This window comes from Pseudomonas sp. FSL R10-1350 (assembly GCF_009600525.1).
In the GTDB taxonomy this organism is placed as follows: Bacteria; Pseudomonadota; Gammaproteobacteria; order Pseudomonadales; family Pseudomonadaceae; genus Aquipseudomonas; species Aquipseudomonas helleri.
Map to the genome: position 1 here is coordinate 1 of NZ_WIVR01000128.1, position 3,012 is coordinate 3,012.

A 3,012-nucleotide genomic window follows, 5' to 3' on the forward strand; every position below is an offset into this window, starting at 1 on the left:
ATTCAGGCTAAGGTAAAATTTGTGATTCTCTTAATTGAGTGTGCGAATTTTCGGCGAATGTTGTCTTCATAGTATAACCAGATTGCTTGGGGTTATATGGTCAAGTGAAGAAGCGCATACGGTGGATGCCTTGGCAGTCAGAGGCGATGAAAGACGTGGTAGCCTGCGAAAAGCTTCGGGGAGTCGGCAAACAGACTTTGATCCGGAGATGTCTGAATGGGGGAACCCACCTAACATAAGTTAGGTATCTTAAGCTGAATACATAGGCTTAAGAAGCGAACCAGGGGAACTGAAACATCTAAGTACCCTGAGGAAAAGAAATCAACCGAGATTCCCTTAGTAGTGGCGAGCGAACGGGGACCAGCCCTTAAGCTGTATTGATGTTAGCGGAACGCTCTGGAAAGTGCGGCCATAGTGGGTGATAGCCCTGTACGCGAAAACATCTTTGCAGTGAAATCGAGTAGGACGGAGCACGAGAAACTTTGTCTGAATATGGGGGGACCATCCTCCAAGGCTAAATACTACTGACTGACCGATAGTGAACTAGTACCGTGAGGGAAAGGCGAAAAGAACCCCGGAGAGGGGAGTGAAATAGATCCTGAAACCGTATGCGTACAAGCAGTGGGAGCCTACTTTGTTAGGTGACTGCGTACCTTTTGTATAATGGGTCAGCGACTTATTTTCAGTGGCAAGCTTAACCGAATAGGGGAGGCGTAGCGAAAGCGAGTCTTAATAGGGCGTCTAGTCGCTGGGAATAGACCCGAAACCGGGCGATCTATCCATGGGCAGGTTGAAGGTTGGGTAACACTAACTGGAGGACCGAACCGACTACCGTTGAAAAGTTAGCGGATGACCTGTGGATCGGAGTGAAAGGCTAATCAAGCTCGGAGATAGCTGGTTCTCCTCGAAAGCTATTTAGGTAGCGCCTCATGTATCACTGTAGGGGGTAGAGCACTGTTTCGGCTAGGGGGTCATCCCGACTTACCAAACCGATGCAAACTCCGAATACCTACAAGTGCCGAGCATGGGAGACACACGGCGGGTGCTAACGTCCGTCGTGAAAAGGGAAACAACCCAGACCGTCAGCTAAGGTCCCAAAGTTATGGTTAAGTGGGAAACGATGTGGGAAGGCTTAGACAGCTAGGAGGTTGGCTTAGAAGCAGCCACCCTTTAAAGAAAGCGTAATAGCTCACTAGTCGAGTCGGCCTGCGCGGAAGATTTAACGGGGCTCAAACCATACACCGAAGCTACGGGTATCACTTAGGTGATGCGGTAGAGGAGCGTTCTGTAAGCCTGTGAAGGTGAGTTGAGAAGCTTGCTGGAGGTATCAGAAGTGCGAATGCTGACATGAGTAACGACAATGGGTGTGAAAAACACCCACGCCGAAAGACCAAGGTTTCCTGCGCAACGTTAATCGACGCAGGGTTAGTCGGTCCCTAAGGCGAGGCTGAAAAGCGTAGTCGATGGAAAACAGGTTAATATTCCTGTACTTCTGGTTATTGCGATGGAGGGACGGAGAAGGCTAGGCCAGCTTGGCGTTGGTTGTCCAAGTTTAAGGTGGTAGGCTGGAATCTTAGGTAAATCCGGGATTCTAAGGCCGAGAGCTGATGACGAGTTATCTTTTAGATAACGAAGTGGTTGATGCCATGCTTCCAAGAAAAGCTTCTAAGCTTCAGATAATCAGGAACCGTACCCCAAACCGACACAGGTGGTTGGGTAGAGAATACCAAGGCGCTTGAGAGAACTCGGGTGAAGGAACTAGGCAAAATGGCACCGTAACTTCGGGAGAAGGTGCGCCGATGAGGGTGAAGCATTTACTGCGTAAGCTCACGTCGGTCGAAGATACCAGGCCGCTGCGACTGTTTATTAAAAACACAGCACTCTGCAAACACGAAAGTGGACGTATAGGGTGTGACGCCTGCCCGGTGCCGGAAGGTTAATTGATGGGGTTAGCTAACGCGAAGCTCTTGATCGAAGCCCCGGTAAACGGCGGCCGTAACTATAACGGTCCTAAGGTAGCGAAATTCCTTGTCGGGTAAGTTCCGACCTGCACGAATGGCGTAACGATGGCGGCGCTGTCTCCACCCGAGACTCAGTGAAATTGAAATCGCTGTGAAGATGCAGTGTATCCGCGGCTAGACGGAAAGACCCCGTGAACCTTTACTATAGCTTTGCACTGGACTTTGAATTTGCTTGTGTAGGATAGGTGGGAGGCTTTGAAGCGTGAACGCCAGTTTGCGTGGAGCCATCCTTGAAATACCACCCTGGCAACTTTGAGGTTCTAACTCAGGTCCGTTATCCGGATCGAGGACAGTGTATGGTGGGTAGTTTGACTGGGGCGGTCTCCTCCTAAAGAGTAACGGAGGAGTACGAAGGTGCGCTCAGACCGGTCGGAAATCGGTCGTAGAGTATAAAGGCAAAAGCGCGCTTGACTGCGAGACAGACACGTCGAGCAGGTACGAAAGTAGGTCTTAGTGATCCGGTGGTTCTGTATGGAAGGGCCATCGCTCAACGGATAAAAGGTACTCCGGGGATAACAGGCTGATACCGCCCAAGAGTTCATATCGACGGCGGTGTTTGGCACCTCGATGTCGGCTCATCACATCCTGGGGCTGAAGCCGGTCCCAAGGGTATGGCTGTTCGCCATTTAAAGTGGTACGCGAGCTGGGTTTAGAACGTCGTGAGACAGTTCGGTCCCTATCTGCCGTGGACGTTTGAGATTTGAGAGGGGCTGCTCCTAGTACGAGAGGACCGGAGTGGACGAACCTCTGGTGTTCCGGTTGTCACGCCAGTGGCATTGCCGGGTAGCTATGTTCGGGAAAGATAACCGCTGAAAGCATCTAAGCGGGAAACTTGCCTCAAGATGAGATCTCACTGGAACCTTGAGTTCCCTAAAGGGCCGTCGAAGACTACGACGTTGATAGGTTGGGTGTGTAAGCGCTGTGAGGCGTTGAGCTAACCAATACTAATTGCCCGTGAGGCTTGACCATATAACACCCAAGCAATTTGAGT

1 rRNA gene is annotated in these 3,012 nt (G+C 50.8%); it reads left to right on the forward strand.

The features are described from left to right. Positions 1 to 98: 98 nt before the first annotated feature. Positions 99 to 2,990, forward strand: a 23S ribosomal RNA gene (locus GHO25_RS25305). Positions 2,991 to 3,012: the final 22 nt, after the last annotated feature.